This is a genomic window from Oleomonas cavernae (genome assembly GCF_003590945.1).
Lineage (GTDB): Bacteria > Pseudomonadota > Alphaproteobacteria > Zavarziniales > Zavarziniaceae > Zavarzinia > Zavarzinia cavernae.
Genome location: NZ_QYUK01000011.1, coordinates 430,833 through 449,779 on the forward strand (window position 1 = coordinate 430,833; position 18,947 = coordinate 449,779).

General features: G+C 68.7%; 15 protein-coding genes. All 15 read left to right on the forward strand.

Going from position 1 to position 18,947, the window contains the following annotated elements; translation table 11 throughout:
- The 15 genes from murD (at position 1) to ligA (ending at position 18,940) form a co-directional block, all read left to right on the forward strand.
- The gene (murD, locus tag D3874_RS05560; RefSeq protein ID WP_119777199.1) at positions 1-1,380 is read left to right on the forward strand and encodes a UDP-N-acetylmuramoyl-L-alanine--D-glutamate ligase; all 1,380 of its coding nucleotides are present in this window, start codon (positions 1-3) and stop codon (positions 1,378-1,380) included.
- Positions 1,377-2,522, forward strand: coding sequence for a putative lipid II flippase FtsW (ftsW, locus tag D3874_RS05565; protein WP_119777200.1), 1,146 nt, complete (start codon positions 1,377-1,379; stop codon positions 2,520-2,522). Before murD ends, ftsW begins: the two co-directional genes overlap by 4 nt.
- On the forward strand, positions 2,519-3,658 hold the full coding sequence (gene murG / locus D3874_RS05570; RefSeq protein WP_119777201.1) for an undecaprenyldiphospho-muramoylpentapeptide beta-N-acetylglucosaminyltransferase: 1,140 nt from the start codon (positions 2,519-2,521) through the stop codon (positions 3,656-3,658). The genes ftsW and murG overlap by 4 nt, the downstream gene beginning before the upstream one ends.
- A complete protein-coding gene (gene murC, locus D3874_RS05575; protein ID WP_119777202.1) occupies positions 3,655-5,094 on the forward strand; it encodes a UDP-N-acetylmuramate--L-alanine ligase in 1,440 nt (479 codons plus the stop codon). Before murG ends, murC begins: the two co-directional genes overlap by 4 nt.
- Positions 5,091-6,035 (forward strand): UDP-N-acetylmuramate dehydrogenase, encoded by a 945-nt coding sequence (murB, locus tag D3874_RS05580; protein WP_456306396.1) that lies wholly within the window; start codon positions 5,091-5,093, stop codon positions 6,033-6,035. Before murC ends, murB begins: the two co-directional genes overlap by 4 nt.
- Entirely contained in the window at positions 6,032-6,955 is a 924-nt protein-coding gene (locus D3874_RS05585) for a D-alanine--D-alanine ligase (protein WP_119777203.1), read from the forward strand. Before murB ends, D3874_RS05585 begins: the two co-directional genes overlap by 4 nt.
- Positions 6,943-7,128: a hypothetical protein gene (locus D3874_RS28405; protein WP_158595846.1), complete on the forward strand. Its 186-nt coding sequence runs from the start codon at positions 6,943-6,945 to the stop codon at positions 7,126-7,128. Before D3874_RS05585 ends, D3874_RS28405 begins: the two co-directional genes overlap by 13 nt.
- Entirely contained in the window at positions 7,125-7,862 is a 738-nt protein-coding gene (locus tag D3874_RS05590; protein WP_158595847.1) for a cell division protein FtsQ/DivIB, read from the forward strand. The genes D3874_RS28405 and D3874_RS05590 overlap by 4 nt, the downstream gene beginning before the upstream one ends.
- Positions 7,863-7,884: 22 nt before the next feature.
- The gene (gene ftsA, locus D3874_RS05595; RefSeq protein ID WP_338016687.1) at positions 7,885-9,138 is read left to right on the forward strand and encodes a cell division protein FtsA; all 1,254 of its coding nucleotides are present in this window, start codon (positions 7,885-7,887) and stop codon (positions 9,136-9,138) included.
- 47 nt (positions 9,139-9,185) lie between these two features.
- Entirely contained in the window at positions 9,186-10,934 is a 1,749-nt protein-coding gene (ftsZ, locus tag D3874_RS05600; protein WP_119777205.1) for a cell division protein FtsZ, read from the forward strand.
- Positions 10,935-11,115: 181 nt separating this feature from the next.
- Complete coding sequence (lpxC, locus tag D3874_RS05605; RefSeq protein WP_233559851.1) at positions 11,116-12,051, forward strand: UDP-3-O-acyl-N-acetylglucosamine deacetylase; 936 nt, start codon at positions 11,116-11,118, stop codon at positions 12,049-12,051.
- Between the two features lie 169 nt (positions 12,052-12,220).
- Complete coding sequence (locus D3874_RS05610) at positions 12,221-14,179, forward strand: autotransporter domain-containing protein (protein WP_158595848.1); 1,959 nt, start codon at positions 12,221-12,223, stop codon at positions 14,177-14,179.
- Between the two features lie 146 nt (positions 14,180-14,325).
- Complete coding sequence (locus tag D3874_RS05615) at positions 14,326-15,162, forward strand: outer membrane protein assembly factor BamD (protein ID WP_456306437.1); 837 nt, start codon at positions 14,326-14,328, stop codon at positions 15,160-15,162.
- Positions 15,163-15,197: 35 nt separating this feature from the next.
- Entirely contained in the window at positions 15,198-16,865 is a 1,668-nt protein-coding gene (gene recN / locus D3874_RS05620; protein ID WP_119777208.1) for a DNA repair protein RecN, read from the forward strand.
- A gap of 5 nt (positions 16,866-16,870) precedes the next feature.
- Positions 16,871-18,940, forward strand: coding sequence for an NAD-dependent DNA ligase LigA (gene ligA / locus D3874_RS05625; RefSeq protein ID WP_456306438.1), 2,070 nt, complete (start codon positions 16,871-16,873; stop codon positions 18,938-18,940).
- Positions 18,941-18,947 lie beyond the last annotated feature (7 nt).

Here is an 18,947-nt window from a genome sequence, read left to right on the forward strand (position 1 = left end):
ATGATCGTCGCCGACAGCTTCCGCAACCAGCGCGTCGCCGTTTTCGGCCTGGCGCGCACCGGTCTTTCAGCGGCCAAGGCCTTGCTGGCCGGCGGCGCGACCGTGGTTGCCTGGGACGACAAGGCGGCCTCGCGCGATGCGGCGGCGGCCGAAGGCGTGCCCCTGGGCGACCTGCGCACGGCCGACTGGTCCGGCATCGCGGCCCTGGTCCTGGCGCCGGGCGTGCCCTTGACCCATCCCGTGCCCCATGACGTGGTGAAGCTGGCGCAGGCGGCGGGCGTGCCCGTGATCGGCGACATGGAACTGTTCGCCCGCTCCAGCCAGCGGGTGGCCGGCACCCAGGTGGTGCTGATCACCGGTACCAACGGCAAGTCCACCACCACCGCCCTGATCGCGCACCTGATCCGCGCCGCCGGCCTGCCCGTCGCGGTCGGCGGGAACTTAGGCACAGCCGTGCTGGACCTGGCGCCGGTGCCCGCGGGCGGCGTCTATGTCTTCGAGATTTCGTCCTACCAGATCGACCTGATCGACACGCTGGTGCCCGATGTCGGCGTCCTGCTGAACATCACGCCCGACCACCTCGACCGCCACGGCGGCATGGCCGGCTATGTCGCGACCAAGGCGCGGCTGTTCCGCGGCCAGGGTGCGGCGCAGACCGCGGTGGTGGGCATCGACGACGAGTATAGCGCCGGCATTGCCGCTCACCTGGAAGGGCTGGGCCGGGCGGTGACGCCGATCACCGTGGGCCAGACGTTGGCGCATGGCGTCAGCGTCGTCGACGGCGTCCTGCTGGATGATGGCGAGGCGGTCTACGACCTCAAGACCCTGCTGCGCCTGCCGGGTGCCCACAACTGGCAGAATGCGGCGGCGGCCTATGCCACGTTGAAGGGCTTGGGGCTTGCGCGCGACGCGGCCCTGCGCGGCCTGGCCGATTTTCCCGGCCTCGCGCACCGCATGGAACTGGTGGCCACCCATCACGGTGTCCGCTACGTCAACGATTCCAAGGCGACCAATGCCGATGCCGCGGCCAAAGCGCTGGGCGCCTACGAGCACATCTTCTGGATCGCCGGGGGCAAACCCAAGGCCGGCGGCATCGAGGGCCTCGACGCGTTCTGGCCGCGCATTCGCCGGGCCTATCTGATCGGCGAGGCGGCCAATGATTTCGCCTCGACCCTGGCCGGCCATGTCGACGCGGTGATCGTGGGCGAACTGGCGCATGCCGTTCAGTCCGCCGCCCGCGACGCCGCGCAGGTTGCGACCGAGCGGCCGGTGGTGCTGCTTTCCCCCGCCTGCGCCTCGTTCGACCAGTTCGCGGATTTCGAGGAACGCGGCGATCGCTTCCGGGCGCTGGTTCAGGCCCTGGTGGAGGCGGCGGCATGACCACCTTCACCTTCACCCGTACCGACAATTCGATCGTCAGCCGCTGGTGGTGGACGGTGGACCGCTGGGCCATCATCGCGCTGACCATGCTGATCGTCATGGGCATGGTGCTGACCCTCGCCGCCAGCCCGGCGGTGGCCGAGCGCATCGGCGTCGACCCGTTCCACTTCGTGCGCCGGCAGATCGCCTTCCTGGTGCCGTCGGTCGCGGCGATGTTCGCGATCTCGCTGATGAGCCCCGAGCAGGTGCGCCGCTTCGCCACCCTGGCTTTCCTGGGCACCCTGGCGGCCCTGGTCGCGACCCTGGTGATCGGTGCCGAGATCAAGGGCTCCCGGCGCTGGATCGGCCTGGGCCCCTTGTCGGTGCAGCCGTCGGAATTCGTCAAGCCGGCCTTCATCGTCGTCTCGGGCTGGCTCCTGGCCGAGCGCCAGCGTAACCCGCGGTTTCCTGGCAACCTGCTCTCGGCGATGGTCTATCTGTTCGTGGTCGCGATCTTGCTGATGCAGCCCGACTTCGGCCAGACCATCCTGATTTCGGCCATGTGGGGCATCCAGCTTTTCGTGGCCGGGCTGCCCATGGTGATCGTCCTGGTGCTGGGCGCGATCGGCACCGTGGGCGCGGTCGGCGCCTATTTCCTGCTGCCCCATGTCGCCTCGCGCATCGACCGCTTCCTCAACCCGGAGGCGGGCGACAACTACCAGATCGAACGCGCCATGGATGCCTTCATGTCGGGCGGCGTCTGGGGCCGGGGCCCGGGCGAGGGCACGGTGAAGCGCATCCTGCCCGACGCCCATACCGACTTCATCTTCGCCGTCGCGGGCGAAGAATTCGGCATGGTCGCCTGCCTGGCCGTGGTGCTGATCTTCGCCTTCATCGTGCTGCGCATCCTCTCGCGCCTGCTGCAGGAAAACGATCCCTTCGTGCTCTATGCCGGGGTCGGCCTGACCGTGCAGTTCGGCCTGCAGGCCTTCATCAACATGGGCGTTAACCTGCACCTGCTGCCGGCCAAGGGCATGACCCTGCCGTTCATCTCCTACGGCGGCTCGTCGATGCTGGCCCTGGCCTTCGGCATGGGCATGCTGCTGGCCCTGTCGCGCACCCGGCCGGGGGTTGGCAGCGTCATGGGCGGGGGCTACCGATGAGCGCGGGCGTGATCGTCCTCGCCGCCGGCGGCACCGGTGGCCACATCATGCCCGCCCAGGCCCTGGCGGCGGAATTGAAGCGGCGCGGCCGGGCCGTGGCGGTGATGACCGATGCCCGGGGCGAGCGGTTTCGCGCGGGCTTTGGCGATGTGCCTTTCGTCGTGCTGCCGGCCGGCACCTTTGCCGGTCGCGGCCCGCTGGCCAAGATGAAGGCCGCCCTCGACATCGTGCGCGGCACGCTCAAGGCGCGCCGGCTGCTGAAATCCTGGGGTGCTGCGGCGGTGGTGGGCTTTGGCGGCTATCCCTCGCTGCCGCCGATGATCGCGGCGATCACTCGCGGCGTGCCGACCTGCCTGCACGAGCAGAATGCCGTGATGGGCCGGGTCAACCGGCTGATCGCGCCCCGCCTGGGGGCGCTGGCGATTTCCTTTGCCGTTACCCGCGGGCTTGGGCCTCGCGACCAGGGGCGTGCCGTCTTCACCGGCAACCCGGTGCGCCCCGAAATCGTGGCGGTGACCGCCATCCCCTATGCCCCGCCGGCGGAAAACGGCATCGTCCGCCTGCTGGTGCTGGGCGGCAGCCTGGGTGCCAAGGTGATGAGCGAGGTGGTGCCGGCGGCCCTGTCGCTGTTGCCGCCGGCGCTCAAGTCCCGCCTGCAGGTCACCCAGCAGACCCGCGAGGATGAAACCGCGGCGGTGACGCAGCTCTATGCCCGCGAAGGCATCGCGGCCGAACTCGCCCCCTTCTTCGCCGATGTGCCCGAGCGTTTGAGCTGGGCGCACCTGGTGATCGCCCGGGCCGGCGCCTCGACCGTGGCCGAACTGGCGGCGGCCGGGCGGCCGTCGATCCTGGTGCCGCTGCCCATCGCGGCCGACGATCACCAGACGGTGAACGCCGCGGCCCTGGTCGATGCCGGCGCCGCCTGGGCGGTGCCGCAGCCTGAATTCACCCCGGCGGAACTCGCCAAGCGTTTACAGAAGCTGGTCATGGTGCCCTCGCGCCTGGCGGACGCGGCGCTTGCCGCCCGCGGCGTGGCGCGGGTCGATGCCGCGGCGCGCCTCGCCGATCTGGTCGAGGGGCTGCCGCAGGGCAACGGGCACAAGACCAACGACAATTCGGAAAGGGCTGCCGCATGAGGGCGCTTCCGCTCGACATCGGACCCATTCACTTCGTCGGCATCGGCGGCATCGGCATGTCCGGCATTGCCGAGGTGATGCACACGCTGGGTTACAAGGTCCAGGGTTCCGACCTCGCCGACAGCGCCAATGTGAAGCGCCTGCGCGAGGCCGGCATCGCCGTCTCGGTCGGCCATCGCCCGGAAAACTTAGGGCAGGCGCAGATCGTGGTGATCTCCTCGGCGGTGAAGCCCGGCAACCCGGAACTGGACGCGGCCCGCGCCCGCTTCCTGCCCGTGGTCAAGCGGGCGGAAATGCTGGCGGAGCTGATGCGCCTGCGCTGGTGCGTGGCGGTCGCCGGGACCCATGGCAAGACCACCACGACCTCGATGATCGCGGCCCTGCTCGATGCGGCGCACCTCGATCCCACGGTGATCAATGGCGGCATCATCAATGCCTATGGCACCAATGCGCGGCTGGGCGCCGGCGACTGGATGGTGGTGGAGGCGGACGAATCCGACGGCACCTTCACGCGCCTGCCGGCGACCATCGGCGTGGTCACCAACATCGATCCCGAGCACCTGGATTTCTACGGCACCTTCGACGGCGTCAAGGCCGCCTTCCTGCGCTTCGTCGACAATGTGCCCTTCTACGGCTGCGCGGTGCTGTGCGTTGATCATCCGGAAGTCCAGGCCCTGATCAGCCATGTGCCCGACCGCCGCATCACTACCTACGGCATGAGCCCCCAGGCCGATGTCCGGGCGATCAACGTGCGCTTCGCTGCCGGCGGGGCCAGCTTCGACGTCCAGATCACCGACCGCGCCAGCGGTGCCAAGCGCATCATCCGCGAATTGAAGCTGCCGATGCCTGGCGCGCACAATGTCCTCAACAGCCTGACCACCGTGGCGATCGCCCGCGAGATGGGCCTGGACGACGAGGTGGTGCGCAAGGCCTTGGCCACCTTCGCCGGGGTGAAGCGGCGCTTCACCAAGACCGGCGAGGCTTACGGCATCACGGTGATCGACGACTACGGCCACCACCCGGTGGAGATCGCCGCCGTGCTGAAAGCCGCGCGCACCGCCTATTCGGGCCGGGTCGTCGCGGTCGTGCAACCGCACCGCTACAGCCGGCTGCACAGCCTGTTCCTGGACTTCTGTACCTGCTTCAACGATGCCGACACGGTGATCGTGGCCGATGTCTATGCCGCCGGCGAACAGCCGATCGAAGGCGCCGACCGCGACGGCCTGGTCAATGGCCTGCGCGCCCATGGCCATCGCCATGTCCTGGCCCTGGAAGGCCCCGATCACCTGGCGGCCGTGGTGGGCGACGTGGCGCGGCCGGGCGACCTGGTGGTGTGCCTGGGCGCCGGCAATATCACCCAATGGGCGGCGGTGCTGCCCGGCCAGCTTCAGGCCCTGATTTCGGCCAATCCCCGGCCGGCGGAGGGGGCGCGATGATGACCGCAGCCGTTACCCCGACGCTCGCCCAGCGCCTGCCCGCGATCAAGGGCCGGGTCACCCCCGGCGCGCCCATTGGCCCCGTGACCTGGTTCCGTGTCGGCGGCCCGGCGGAAGTGATGGTGCGCGCCCAGGATATCGAAGACCTCGTCGCCGTGGTCAAGGCGCGGCCGGCCGATGTCTCCCTGCTGGTGCTGGGCGTCGGCTCGAACCTGCTGGTGCGCGACGGCGGCCTCGATGGGATCGTCCTGCGCCTGGGGCGCGGCTTTGCCGGCGTCGCGGTCGAGGCCGGCTGCCGCCTGCGGGTCGGGGCCTCGGCGCTGGACCTCAATGTGAGCCTTGCCGCCCGTGATGCCGGTATCGCCGGCCTTGAATTCCTGCGCGGCATTCCAGGCACGATCGGCGGCGCCTTCCGCACCAATGCCGGTGCCTATGGCGCCGAACTGGCCGATGTGCTGGTCGAGGCGACCGTGGTCGACGGCCAGGGCAATGTCCTGACACTGGAACCCGATGCCTTCCACTTCGCCTATCGCCACAGCGAATTTCCGGCCGACTGGATCGTGACCCAGGCGGTGCTTCAGGGCCGGGCCGGCGATATGGCCGCAATCGCGGCGCGGATGGAAGAAATCGCCAGGGCGCGGGAAGAGGCACAGCCCGTGCGTTCGCGCACCGGCGGTTCCACCTTCAAGAATCCGGCCGGCAAGCGCGCCTGGGAGCTGGTCGATGTCGCCGGTTGCCGGGGCTTGCGCCGGGGCGGGGCCGTGGTCTCGGTCCAGCACTGCAATTTCCTGATCAACGAGGGCGATGCCAGCGCGGCCGATATCGAAGGCCTGGGCGAGGATGTGCGTCGCCGTGTCTTCGAGGTATGCGGCGTGTCGCTCGAGTGGGAAATCATGCGTCTTGGCCGTCACCTGCAAGGGCCTATGGAGGTGGCGCCATGACCGCGCCCCGCCACGTCGCCGTGCTGAAGGGCGGCCTGTCCGCCGAGCGCGAGGTTTCCTTGAATTCCGGCGCCGCCTGCGCCCGGGCGCTGGCCAATGCCGGCTTCAAGGTGACCGAGATCGATGCCGGCCACGATGTCGCCCTGCGCCTGGCCGAGGTGAAGCCCGACGTGGTCTTCAACGCCCTGCATGGCCGCTTCGGCGAGGACGGCTGTGTCCAGGGCGTGCTGGAGCTGATGGAACTGCCCTATACCCATTCGGGCGTGCTGGCCTCGGCCATCGCCATGGACAAGCCCCACGCCAAGACCCTGTTTGCCGCTGCCGGCATCCCGGTGGTCGAGGGCGTGGTCGCGACCGTGGGCGAAGCGGCGGCCGAACACCTGCTGAAGCCGCCTTACGTGGTTAAGCCGACCAACGAAGGCTCGTCGGTCGGCGTGCATATCGTGCGTCCGGGCGACAATCGTTATCCGCAGGGTCTCACCGAGGGCTGGCACTACGGCAAGCAGGTGCTGATCGAGCGCTTCGTGCCCGGCCGCGAGCTGACCGTCGCCGTGATGGGCGACAAGGCCCTGGCGGTGACGGAGATCCTGTCGACCACCGAGTTCTATGACTACGAGGCGAAATACGCCCAGGGCGGTTCGCGTCACGTCATCCCGGCCCGGATCCCCGATGCCGTGACGGCGCGGGCCAAGGAACTGGCGGTCAAGGCGCACCAGGCCCTGGGTTGCCGCGGCGTCAGCCGCACCGATTTGCGCTATGACGATACGCCTGAAGGCTCGGGCGAATTGATCGTGCTCGAAGTGAACACCCAGCCCGGGATGACCTCGACCTCGCTGGTTCCCGAACAGGCCGCCCACGTGGGCCTGAGCTTCGAGGCGCTGGTCACCTGGATGGTGGAGGATGCGTCATGCGAGCGTTGAGCTGGCTTACCGGCGCAAAACAGAAGTCGGCGCCCAAGCGCAAGAAGAACGGCGGGGTCAAGGTCACGCGCCAGCCCCGGCCGCTGGGCGAGGCGGTGGCGCGCGGCCTGCCCGGCTGGGCCCATCTCAGTCCCGGGGCAGGATCTATGCGGGTGCCGGTGCGGCAGTGGTGACGGTCGCCGCCCTGCTGTCGGTCACCGGGATCATGGGCGAGATGGGCGCCGATCTGTCGGCCTCGCTCTCGCATTTCGCGCGCGACGAAGGCTTCGTGGTGCAGAGCGTGACGGTCTCGGGGCGCAGCGTGGTCAAGGCCGGCGATGTCCTGGCCGCGCTTGATATCGAACGCGGCGATGCCATCCTCGAGGTCGATCTGGAGGCGGCGCGCGAACGCCTGATGGCGCTGTCCTGGGTGCAGGCGGCCTCGGTCGAGCGTCGCCTGCCCGACGCCATCCATGTGACCCTGGTCGAGCGCCGGCCGATGGCCCTGTGGCAGACCGGCGGGCGCATGCACCTGGTCGACCAGAACGGCATCGCCATCGAGGGCGAGGGCGCGCAGCTGGCGCTCTATGCCAAGCTGCCGCTGATCGTCGGCGACGACGCGCCGAAATATGCCGCGGAACTGATCGAGTTGCTGGCGCGCGAGCCTTCGATCGGCAACCGGGTTCAGGCGGCGATCCGCGTTTCCAAGCGGCGGTGGAACCTGAAGCTCGACAACGGTGTTGAGATCCGCCTGCCCGAACAGGGCGTCGCCGCGGCCTGGGATCGGCTGGCGACGATGGAGCGGACGGAACGGCTGCTGTCGCGCGATATCGTGGTGGTCGACCTGCGTCAGCCCGACCGCATGGTGGTGCGCCTGTCCGATGGCGCGGTACAGCAGATGGCTGTGCCGCCGGCCAAGAATACCTGAGGGTAGGAGAACCCGTAACGCCATGGCCGCAGCCCGCAACGCCCTGATCGCCGCCCTCGATGTCGGGACCACCAAGGTGGCCTGCTTCATCGGTCGTATCGACGCGACCGGACAGGTGCGGGTGATCGGCATCGGCCACCACGCCAGCCGTGGCATGCGCGCCGGCACGGTGACCGACATGGAGGCGACCGAACACGCGATCCGCGCCGCCGTCGAGGCGGCCGAGCGCATGGCGGGCGAGCAGATCCGCGACGTCTTCGTCTCGCTCTCGGGCGGCCTGCCGCAGTCCCACACCTTGGGGGTAGAGGTCTCGATCGCCGGCCACGAGGTCGGTGATGCCGATATCCGCAAGGTGCTGGAACAGGGCAACCGCGTGCGGGCCGAAGCCGCGGACCGTGAACTGATCCACGCCATCCCGGTGGGTTACACGATCGATGGTTCGCGCGGCATCCGCGATCCGCGCGGCATGTTCGGCGAGCGCCTCGGTGTGAACATCCACGTGGTCACCGCCCAGTCGGGCCCGGTGCGCAACCTCTCGGTCTGCATTTCCCGCGCCCATCTGGGTGTCGCCGGCATTGTCATTTCGCCTTACGCCTCGGCACTCGCCTGCCTGGTCGAGGACGAGATGGACTTAGGGATCACCATGATCGACATGGGCGGCGGCGCCACCTCGATCGCGGTGTTCTATGATGGCAGCCTGGTGCACACGGCGGTGATCCCGGTGGGCGGCGCTCATGTCACCAATGACATCGCCCGCGGCCTGCTCACCCCCACCGCCCATGCGGAACGCATGAAGACCCTCTACGGCAGTGCCGTGCCCGGCGCCAATGACGACCGGGAAGTGATCGACGTGCCGCAGATGGGCGAGAGCGACCACGGTGCGGCCAACCACGTGCCGCGTTCGGTGCTGAACGGCATCATCCGTCCGCGCATCGAAGAGACTTTCGAGATGGTTCGTAATCACTTGCGCGAAAGCGGCTTCGACCGCGTCGGCGGGCGCAAGGTGGTGTTGACCGGCGGCGCCTCGCAATTGCAGGGCGTGCGTGAGCTGGCGGCAGGGGTGCTCGACAAACAAGTACGCATGGGCCGGCCGATCCGCCTGTCGGGCCTTGCGGAAGCAACGGGGGGCCGTCGTTCGCGACCGCGGCCGGCCTTCTGTCCTATGCCGCCAAGGCGCCCATCGAAGCCGTGCTGGGGGCGGCGGGCGACGAGGCGGGCAGTGGACGCATCCGGCGCATCGGGCGCTGGCTCAAGCAGAATTTCTAAAGCGCTGTAACATCATCGGAATCACCGGCCCGTGGGCCACAGGTAAAGGAGAGCAACATGACGATATCGCTGGGCGTGCCCGAGCAGACTGAGCTCAAGCCGCGCATCACCGTGTTCGGCGTGGGCGGTGCTGGCGGCAATGCCGTCAACAACATGATCGACGCCAAGCTCGAAGGGGTTGAATTCGTCGTCGCCAATACCGACGCGCAGGCCCTGCACAACAACAAGGCGGCGCGGCGCATCCAGCTTGGCGGCACCGTCACCCAGGGCCTTGGCGCCGGCTCCAAGCCGGAAGTCGGGCGCATGTCGGCCGAGGAGACGATCGACCAGATCGTCGATGCCCTGGCCGGTTCGAACATGGTCTTCATCACCGCCGGCATGGGCGGCGGCACCGGTACCGGTGCAGCCCCGGTGATCGCCCGGGCGGCGCGCGAGAAGGGCATGCTGACGGTCGGCGTGGTAACCAAGCCGTTCCAGTTCGAAGGCAGCCACCGCATGAAGATCGCCGATCAGGGCATCGCGGAAATGCATCAGTATGTCGACACGCTGATCATCATCCCGAACCAGAACCTGTTCCGGCTGGCCAACGAGAAGACCACCTTCGCCCAGGCCTTCGCCATGGCCGACAACGTGCTGCATTCGGGCGTGCGCGGCGTCACCGACCTGATGATCATGCCGGGCCTGATCAACCTCGACTTCGCCGACGTGCGCACGGTGATGTCCGAGATGGGCAAGGCCATGATGGGCACGGGCGAGGCCTCGGGCGACAAGCGTGCCATCGAGGCGGCGGAAGCGGCGATCTCCAACCCGCTGCTCGACGATGTCTCGATGAAGGGCGCGCGCGGCGTCCTCATCAACATCACCGGCGGCATGGACATGACCCTGTTCGAGGTCGATGAGGCCGCGAACCGGATCCGTTCGGAAGTCGATCCCGACGCCAACATCATCGTCGGCTCGACCTTCGACCTGGAAATGGACGGCCGCATGCGGGTGTCCGTGGTTGCGACCGGCATCGAGGCGGAAGCCTCGATGCTGCCCCGCCCGGCGCAGCCCAACCTGACCACCTTCGCCCGCCCCAACGGCAGCGCCGTGCAGCCCATGCCGGCCTCGCCGGTCCTGCGGCCGGCGGCGGTGGCGGCCGCCACCGCCGCGGCCACCGGCGCGGCCCCGATGGTCCAGGCGCCAGCCCCGCAGCAGCAGACCGCGGCCTTTGCCCCGCCGCAGCCCGTGGAAGCCCCGGCACCCCTGCCGGTCCAGCAGGCGGTGGCCGAGGTTCCGCCTGCCGCGGCGGCTCAGGCGCCGAGCTATGCGCCCCAGCCGAGCTATCAGCAGCCTGCCGCTGAAACCTACGGCGGGCCGCGGGTGTCGCTGGGCGGTGCCCAGCAGATCCGCGAGCCGGAAGTGGCGGCGCCCAAGCGCAGCGGCTTCCGCTCGCTGCTCGACCGCATGACCGGGACCGCCCCGCGCGCGGCCGGGCCAGACTATGGCCAGCAGACCCCGGTCCAGCAGGCGCCGGCGGCGGGCTATGGCCAGTATGCCCAGCGCCCGGCCTATGCCGCGCAGCCGCAGCCGCAGAGCTACGGCTCCTCGGCCATGGCGGTCGGCCAGGCCCAGCCGCTGCCGCCGCAGGCGGCCCCGCAGCCGATGCTGCAGCAGGTCACCCAGCCGGCGCCCGGCGCGCCGGTGCAGCCGCAGCAAAACCCCTCGCTGCTGGGGCGGATGGAAACCGGTGATCGGCCGGCCGCGGCGCGCAGCGTCGACGACCAGTTGGAGATTCCGGCTTTCCTGCGCCGCCAGGCGAACTGACGGGGCTGTTGCACAGGTCTGTGTGGAAGGTTATAAGTCTTTTAAAATCAATGACTTAGGCTTGTAATCTTCCGTAACAAAGAGTGATTTGTCGGGACCGGTGCCAGGGCATACATCTGGCACCGGTTCTTTTTTGCGCTGCACACCAGTTTGAGCAGTGTGGTTAACAAGGGATTATCCCGTGATCGTTCTCGAAGCACAGAAGACGGTGGCACGGCGGGTTGCTCTCGATGGTATCGGGCTGCATACCGGCTCGGCTGTCCGCGTCTGCCTGGTGCCGGCGTCGAGCGACCACGGCATCATTTTCCGCCGCGTCGACGTCACCGACCGCGATAGTCTGATCCCGGCCCATTTCGATCATGTCCGGGATGCCACCCTGTGCACCACGCTGGTGAACGGCGCCGGCGTTTCCGTGCGCACGGTCGAACACCTGATGGCGGCCCTGTCGGGTCTGCATATCGACAATGTGGTGGTCGAGATCGATGGCCCCGAACTGCCGATCCTGGACGGTTCGTCGGCCCCCTTCGTCGAGATGATCGAGCGGGTCGGCACGCTGGACCAGCGCCCGCCGCGCCGTGCCATCAAGATCCTGAAGCGGGTCGAGGTGCGGTTCGAGGACAAGTTCGCGGCGCTCGAGCCGGGCGAGGGCTTCGGCATCGATTTCGAGATCGATTTCCCTTCCAAGGCGATCGAGCGCCGGGTCGGCTCCTACGAGGTGACGCGCGAAGGTTTCGGCGCGCTGCTGTCGGGCGCCCGCACCTTCGGTTTCCGTCACGAGGTCGAGTATCTGCGCTCCAAGGGCCTGGCCCTGGGCGGCAGCCTGGACAATGCGGTGGTGGTCGACGGCGACGCGCTGATGAACCCCGAAGGCCTGCGCTTCGACGACGAGTTCGTCCGCCACAAGGCGCTGGACGCCCTGGGCGACCTCTATCTTGCCGGCGCGCCCATCATCGGCCGCTTCCATGGCTACAAGTCGGGCCATGCCCTGAACAACCGGCTGCTGCACGCCCTGTTCGCCGATCGTACCGCCTGGACCTATGTCGCGGCGGTCGAAGAGATCGAAGGCGGCGCCGCGGCCGCCTGGCCTGACTCGGTGGTCGCGTCCCCCGCCGTCTGATTGTCTGCGGCGCTGCTGTCCCCAAAACGGCAGCGTCCACCATTGCCCCTGACAACCCTGCGCCGCACCCTTTAACCAATGATCGCCGCAAAGGCGACCGGGGGAGGGGCCTGTGGTGGGGGAAAAGCGCGTCCGCACATGGATCGGCTTGGGGGTTTTGGTCGGGACCTTGTCGGCAACCACCATCGCCCTGGTCCAGGCGCAGCAATATGCCGGCCAGATCATCTTTTCAGCGTCCGACGCCGATGTCGGCAAGACCCAGGGCGCGCTCGACAGCCTCAGCCTGGGCCTCAACCGCTATACCGGCATGGAGGCCTTCGACTCGTCGAAATACTACGAGGGCCGCTTCTCGAACGGCATCACCTACGCCGAGATCCTGCCGGGCAAGCTCGGCTACCCCTACGAGCCGGAAACCAATTTCGCCTGGGGCGGGGCCGCCACCGGCCCCTATGCCCTGACCCTGCCGGTGGCCAACGACAACAATCTGGCCGCGATCGAGGATTTCCTGGCCGCGCCGAGCGCCGACAAGCTGGCCGCCCTGGTCGAGACCATCGTGACCGAGGTTCCCGAACTGGGCGAGGATCCCACGCTGGTACCGGTCGCCCTGGTCTTCCAACTCGTGCCCGGCCAGCACAGCATGTCGACCCAGGTCGACGAGTACCTGGCCGAAAATCCGACCACGCCGTCAGACCGGCTCTACATGATCGGGCCGGCCTATAACGACTATTACGCCTATCACCAGCGCGACCCCGCCGTTCCGGCACAGAACCAGGAACAGATGATGGCGCGGCTCTACGATGCCGGCGCCCGCGATTTCGCCATTTTCGCCTATGGCGGCGACAGCGATTTCGGCCACGAATACTCCGCCGAGATCGTCGAACGTTCCAACCGTTTCCAGCGCGAACACCCGGGCTCGAAGGTCTATGTCGTCGATTTCGACGGCGGCCTGGCGGAAATCAGGCGCGATCCTGGACGTTACGGCTTCAGCGACAATTTCACCCCCTGTTTCGCCGATGGTCTCTATCTCGATGCCTGCCCCGACGACCGCCTGTACTACGACAGCGTGCATCCCACCCGCACCGGGCACGAGGCGATCGCCAACCTCTACTATGCGACCATCGCCTCGGGCTATCAGGGGCCGCGCCAGTTCGCCCAACTGCCCGAGATGGGACGCCTGGCGGCACTCGGGCCGCAAAGCGAGATCACCGCGCGTCTCGAGCGGTCGCTGGCCGGCGCGAGCGTCGGCCAGGCGGCGGCAGGGACGGCGGCCGGTTCGACCGGTGCCGACGGCCTGGACCTGTGGCTGCAGGTAGGCTTCGGCTTTGGCAGCCGCAGCGACAACCCCGTGGCCCAGGATTTCAATTATACCGGCGCCCATCTCGTCGCCGGCATCGATCGTAGCTTCGACAATCGGGCGACCCTGGGCCTTGCCGCCTCGTTCTCGGGCCTGTCGGCGGAATATGGCGGCGTGGGCGGGGAGAGCGACCTCTACGCCTACGGGCTCACCGCTTACGGCGGCTGGAGGCTGGGCCGCCTCGGCCTGGCTGCCCAGGCCGGCTATGCCTTCAACCAGTATCGCGACGTGGCGCGGGCCACCGGCTTTCCCCAACGGCCGGTCGCGACCGGCAGCCCGGACGGCGACACCCTGTTCGCCGCCCTCGCGGCGACGCTCGACCTTATCCTCGACGATCTGAAGCTGATCCCACGCCTGGCCCTGGTCTATGCCCGCACCACGGTCGATGCCTTTCAGGAGGAAGGCTCGGTGCTGTTCGATTTTCGGGTGGCCGAGCAGGAGGTCGACTCGCTGCGCTCGCAGATCGGCGTCGCGGCGGAACGGCCGGTCGACCTGCCGGGGTTTGGCGCCAGCACCGTGCGGCTGTCGCTGGGCTGGGAACATGAGTTCGAGGATGGCGGGCGTGAAGTGCTGGGGGTCTTCCCCAACGGCAGCGAGCAATTCGTCCAGAGCGATTTCGGTACGCCCGATGCCGTGCTGGTGGGGCTGGCCCTGTCCTTCGCCTTCGACCAGTTGAAGCCCGGCACCACGGCCCGGATCGCCTATGACGGCCGCTTCGGCGACGACGGCAACGACCAGCTCTTCACCGTGGCCGTCCGCCTGCCGTTGAATTGAATGCGGCGCGGCCCCCAGCCGATCGTTTCCGAGAAGGTTGGCGTCTTGCGATGGCTGGTGTAGCGTGGCGCCGTTTCGAGGGTAAGCGCCGCGATCGGCCGTTTGCCCGATTCTTTAAAGTTCGATCGCCGGAGGCAGTGACCGACGTGTCGCCCATTGGTTTTCTTGCGCGCCTACGCTTTGCTGCCCTGGCCGCCGTCATTGCCCTAGGCGCCTGCTCCTCCAATAGTGAGCCCGAGCCCTATGTGGAAAAGCCGGTCGAACCGCTCTACAACGAAGCGGCCGACGCCCTTGCCCGCGAAAAATACAATACGGCCGCCGACCTCTTCCTCGAGGTCGAGCGCCAGCACCCCTATTCGATCTGGGCGACCAAGGCCCAGTTGATGGCGGCCTTCGCCTATTACGAGGCGGAGAAGTACCCTGACGCCATCGATACGGCGCAGCGCTTCATCTCGCTGCACCCCGGCAACAAGGATGCCGCCTACGCCTACTACCTCGTAGCGCTGTGCTATTACGAGCAGATCGTCGATGTCGGCCGCGACCAGAAGAATACCGAACTGGCCCTGCAGTCCCTGAGCGAGGTGGTGCGCCGCTTCCCCGACACCGACTATGCCCGCGATGCCCGCCTGAAGCTGGACCTCACCCGCGACCACCTGGCGGGCAAGGAGATGGAAGTCGGCCGCTACTACCAGAAGAAGAAGCAATACCTGGCCGCCATCAACCGCTACCGCACGGTGATCGAGAAGTATCAGACCACGACCCATGTGCCCGAGGCGCTGCACCGCCTGGTCGAAACCTATCTGGCGCTGGGCCTCGCCCGCGAGGCCCAGGCGGCCGGCGCGGTGCTCGGCTACAATTATCCGGGCAGCACCTGGTACCAGGACAGCTATGCCCTGCTGACGGAGGCCGAGCTTCGGCCGCTGCGCGACGACCGGTCCTGGATCACCCGTGCCTTCGACTCGACCCTCGACACCCTGTTTTGATTAGGCGGCGGGCAGGACAGGCCCGCCGATAGCCCATGCTGCTCAGGCTCGCCATCCGTGACGTGGTGCTGATCGAGCGGCTCGATCTCGATTTCGCCGCCGGCCTCACCGTGCTGACCGGCGAGACCGGTGCCGGCAAGTCGATCCTGCTCGACTCGCTGGGGTTGGCCCTGGGGGCCCGGGCCGATTCCGGTCTGGTGCGGACAGGGGCCGATCAGGCCGTGGTCACCGCCGAATTCGCCCTGCCGCCGGCCCATGCCGTCGCGGCCCTGCTCGACGATCAGGGCTGGCAATCGGGCGACACGCTGGTGCTGCGCCGGATCGTGACCAAGGACGGGCGCAGCCGGGCCTTCGTCGACGACCAGCCGGCCAGCGTCGGCCTGCTGGCCCAGATCGGCGCCCTGCTGATCGAGGCCCATGGCCAGCACGACGACCGCGGCCTGCTCAATCCCGCCGGCCACCGTTCCCTGCTCGATGCCTTTGCCGGCCATGACGCTTTGCTGGACGCCGCCAGGACCGCCCACACGGCCTTCGGTGCCAGCGCCGCCGCCCTGGCGCAGGCGGAGGCGGTGTTGACGAACGCCCGCCGCGACGAGGAATACCTGCGCCATGTGGTCGCCGAACTGCGCGTCCTGGCGCCGCAAGCGGGTGAGGAACAGCGCCTGGCGGCCGAACGCCACACCATGCACGAGGGCGAGCGCGCGGCGGGCGAACTGGACGAGGTGGCCGGCCTGCTGGCGGCCGACGGCGGCGTGGAGGCACGGCTGCGCGGTGCCCAGCGCCGGCTGGAGCGCACCGGCGCCAAGTTGGGCGGGGTGCTCGACACGGTCCTGCACGCGCTGGACCGCGCCGCGCTGGAGGCCGAGGAAGCGGTTTCCGCCCTGGCCCAGGCGCGCGCCACCATTGCCTATGACGAACGGCGCCTGGAAGCGACCGAGGAGCGGCTGTTCGCCCTGCGCGCCGCCGCCCGCAAGCATCAGGTCCAGCCCGATGCCCTGGCCGGCCTTGCGGTGGAGCTGGAGGGGCGGATTGCCGCGCTCGATGCCGGCGAAGGCCGTGTCACCGCCCTGAAGACGGCCCATGCGCAGGCCCTGGGCCAATTGCGGTCCGCCTGCGCCGCCCTGTCGGCCTCGCGCACGCTGGCGGCGGCGCGGCTCGACGACGGGGTGAATGCGGAGCTCGACGCGCTCAAGCTGGGCAAGGCCAAGTTCCGCACCAGGGTCGATCCCTTGAATGACGGCCAGTGGGGGCCGGAGGGGGCCGACCGCGTCACCTTCGAGGTGGCGACCAATCCCGGTGCCCCGTTCGGCCCCCTGATCAAGATCGCCTCCGGCGGCGAGCTGGCACGCTTCATCCTGGCCCTGAAGGTCGTGCTGGCCGGCGCCGGGACGGCCCCCACCCTGGTGTTCGATGAGGTCGACCGCGGCATTGGCGGCGCCGTCGCCGATGCGGTGGGCGATCGTCTGTCCCGCCTGGCGACCGATGCCCAGGTACTGGTCGTTACTCACAGCCCCCAGGTCGCGGCGCGGGGCCGTCATCACTTCCGCATCGCCAAGGAATCGGATGCGGCCTCGACCCGGACCGATGTGGTCACGCTCGAGCCCAAGGCCCGGCGCGAGGAGATCGCGCGCATGCTGGCCGGCGCCGAGATCACCCCGGCGGCCAGGGCCGCGGCGGATGCCTTGCTGAGAGCTGCACGATGACGACGATCCCGGTCGAAGCGCTGGATCTGCCGGCAGCGACGCAGGAGCATGCCCGTCTCGCTGCCGAAATCGTCGAGCACGACCGGCGCTATTACGAAGAAGACGCGCCCACCGTCTCGGACGCCGACTACGATGCCCTGCTGGCGCGGATTCAGGCGATCGAGGCGCGCTTTCCCGCCCTGAAGGAGGGCAGCCCGACGGCGACCGTGGCGGGCCAGGCCGCGGCCAAGTTCGAGAAGGTCGTGCATTCCCGGCCGATGCTGAGCCTGGAGAAAGTTTTCACGCCCGACGACGTGGGGGCCTTCGTCACTTCCGTCCGGCGGTTCTTGAACCTGCCCGAGGGCGAGCAGGTCGCACTCTACGCCGAACCCAAGATCGACGGCCTCTCGCTGGCCCTGCGCTATGAAAAGGGCCGCCTGGTCCTGGGGGCGACACGCGGCGACGGCCGGGTGGGCGAGAATGTAACCGCCAATGTCCGCACCATCGCGCAGATCCCCGAGCGCCTGACGGGCAAGGCGCCCGACGTCTTGGAAGTGCGCGGCGAGGTCTATATGACGCGCACGGATTTCCTGGCCCTGAACGAGCGCCAGGTCGCGGCGGGCGAGAAGATCTTTGCCAATCCGCGCAACAGCGCCGCAGGCTCGCTGCGCCAGCTCGATGCGGCGATCACCGCCGCAAGGCCCTTGCGCTTCTTCCTCCACGGCTGGGGCGAGGTAACCGGAAGCATGCCGACCACGCAGGGCGAGGCGATGGCCTGGCTCGGCGCCTTCGGCCTGCCACTCAACCCCCGTGCCTGCCTGGCCCGCGACCTCGACGAGACGCTCGCGGTCTTCGCCGGCCTCGAAGCCGAACGGGCGCAGATCCCCTACGACATCGACGGTGTCGTCTACAAGATCGACCGGCTGGATTGGCAGGACCGCTTAGGGCTGGTCAGCCGGGCGCCGCGCTGGGCCGTCGCCCACAAGTTCGCGGCCGAACAGGCCACGACCCTGCTCCAGGGCATCGACATCCAGGTCGGCCGCACCGGTTCCCTGACCCCGGTCGCGCGCTTGCAGGCGGTGACCGTGGGCGGCGTGGTGGTGACCAACGCCACCCTGCACAACGAGGACGAGATCGCGCGCAAGGATGTGCGCGTCGGCGACACGGTGGTGGTCCAGCGGGCGGGCGACGTCATCCCCCAGATCGTCGCCGTGGTGCTGGACAAGCGCCCGGCCGACGCCATGCCCTTCGTCTTCCCCGATCATTGCCCGGTGTGCGGCTCGACCGCGACGCGCGAGGAGGGCGAGGTGGTGCGGCGCTGCACCGGCGGCCTGACCTGCGAGGCCCAGGCGGTCGAGCGGTTGCGCCATTTCGTCAGCCGCCAGGCCTTCGACATCGAGGGCCTGGGCGAGAAGCAGGTGAAGGCACTGTGGGACTGGGGCCTGGTCCACGGCCCCGGCGATATCTTCCGCCTGGAGGAGCGCGACCGGCAATCGTTGACGCCCTTGCGCAATCGCGACGGCTGGGGCGCGCAATCGGCCAGGAAACTGTTCGAGGCGATCGAGCAGCGGCGCAAGGTGCCGCTGGCCCGCCTGCTCTTCGCCCTGGGCATGCGCCATGTCGGCGAGCGCAACGCCAGCCTGATCGCCCGCCATTTCGGCTCGGTCGAAACCCTGGCCGAGGCCTGCCTGACCACCGACGAACGCCGGGCCGAGGCGATGGCGGAGTTGCTCACCGTCGACGGCCTGGGGCCGATCGTGGTCGAGGCCTTCGACCAGTTCCTGGCCGAGCCGCACAATGCCGATACCTTGCGCGACCTGGTCGGGCTGCTCGATGTCCAGCCGCCCGAGGCGCGCGCCGCCGACAGCCCGGTCGCCGGCAAGACCGTCGTCTTCACCGGCACCCTGGAACGCATGACGCGCGACGAGGCCAAGGCCCGCGCCGAATCCCTGGGCGCCAAGGTTTCGGGCTCGGTCTCCAAGAAGACCGATATCGTGGTTGCCGGCCCGGGCGCCGGGTCCAAGCTGGCCAAGGCGACCGAATTCGGCGTGCAGGTCATGACCGAGGACGAGTGGCTGAGCCTGATCGGCGGCTGAGAGGTTT